1 protein-coding gene and 1 pseudogene are annotated in these 1,504 nt (G+C 72.9%); one reads left to right on the top strand and one right to left on the bottom strand.

Annotated elements, in window-relative coordinates; translation table 11 throughout:
- Window positions 1–90 (bottom strand): annotated as a pseudogene (locus ABZ924_RS38665) (oxidoreductase); the annotation flags it as partial.
- A gap of 1,004 nt (window positions 91–1,094) precedes the next feature.
- Here ABZ924_RS38665 and ABZ924_RS38660 point away from each other — a divergent pair.
- A complete protein-coding gene (locus ABZ924_RS38660; RefSeq protein WP_361920432.1) occupies window positions 1,095–1,283 on the top strand; it encodes a thiazolylpeptide-type bacteriocin in 189 nt (62 codons plus the stop codon).
- The last annotated feature ends 221 nt before the right edge of the window (window positions 1,284–1,504 follow it).

Here is a 1,504-nt window from a genome sequence, read left to right as displayed (position 1 = left end):
CGCCTCGCGCCCCTGCTCCGCGTGGCCGACCTCGGCCGGGCAGATGGCCTTGGGGTCAAGACCGCTGTTGACCAGCACGATCCGCTCCGCCGCCCAGCCGGCCGGCTGTGAGGGCTGTGAGGGCTGTGCAGGCTCCGCATCCTTGGACAGGGGCACCTGCCCGGTGTTTTCCACGTGCCGGGCCGCAACCCACACGGGCTTGTCCCGTAGCAGGTACCAGATGCTGTTGCCCTCGATGTCCTGGGCGTGGACCTTGCTCCTCAGGCCGATCTCGGCGCCGTGGCTCAGCGTTCCGATGATCGCGGAATCGGTGCTGGGGTACTTGCGCAGGTTGACGCCGATGCTGCTGACGACCGTGCCGAACGGCTGCTGCGGGCTGGACATCTCTTCCTCCACGTGTTGGCGGGTGCCGCGGTGACCGCCCCGCCCCACGAGCGGGCGGCCTGATCGCAGACTAGGTCGTCGGAGCGCGGAAGGGCCGGAAGCGGCGCCCGGCCGTGTCCGGGGCCGCGTGGGCCGGAGCCGGTATGAGAGGGGCCGGTATGCGCGGGGCCGCTGCGGGTGGGGCCTGTGGGGCGGGGGCATGTGCTGCGACGGGCGGGATCGACGGTCGGGACGGAAGTTGACCGGTTCGGGACGCAGACGGGGGTGTCGGCCGGCGTGCCTCCCCGCGGGACACGGCTGCCGCCGAAGTCGCCTTCCGTCCGATGGAGTCGCTGGTTCCGTGCGGCCCGGGGGTGTCTCTGCCCGGCGCCACGAGCGGCGATCACCTTTGTCCCGGGTCGCCCGTCCCGCGCGGCGCCGAGGACGGCACGGCCCGCCGGAGCGGCCGTCGAACATCGGTGGCCTGCGCGACACCTGACGAACCGAGGTGGGACAACAGGCCAAGGTGACACGTGCAGTTGCCCTTGGTCTGTTCCGCCGCCGAGACTCGAACCGCACCACGAACGCCCATTCGGATGCCCCCGGGGGCCTTTGGACGTGCGCCTGGAAACGCGGGCACGGACGAACCGCGAACCATCTGCTCCCCGGGAGCACTCCCCCGCCGCCACCGCGGCACTTCGCATCCCCTTCCACACGAGAGGAAGTTCGTCATGTCCCAGAACACCACTCCCGAGTCCGACCACCTGGACCTGGACCTCGACCTCGACCTCAGCGACCTGACCGTCACGGCGCTGCACGACACCGCCGCGCTGCCCGAGAACGGGGCCTCCTGGGGCTCCTGCTCCTGCCAGGGCTCGTCCTCCTGTGCCCAGCCGCAGGTGGAGACGCCCGTCGTCTGACCGGCGCGGGCGTCTTCTCCCCGGACGCCCTCCGCCTCGCCTCGACCTCGGCCCCGGTGAGCTCGCCGTCACGGCGCTGGGCGACTGACTTCGCCTGCGTCGCCCCGCGCGCGGCGGGAGCCTCCGGCGGTGCGAGGTCCTGCTCCCTCTGAGCAGGGCCGCTCCCGTGCGGGCGGGCGTCCCGGGGCGGGCGCACGGGCCGCCCGCCGCGCCCCCAACCC

It is taken from the genome of Streptomyces sp. NPDC046876, assembly GCF_040645035.1.
Lineage (GTDB): Bacteria > Actinomycetota > Actinomycetes > Streptomycetales > Streptomycetaceae > Streptomyces.
This window is presented reverse-complemented; position numbering and strand designations above follow the sequence as displayed.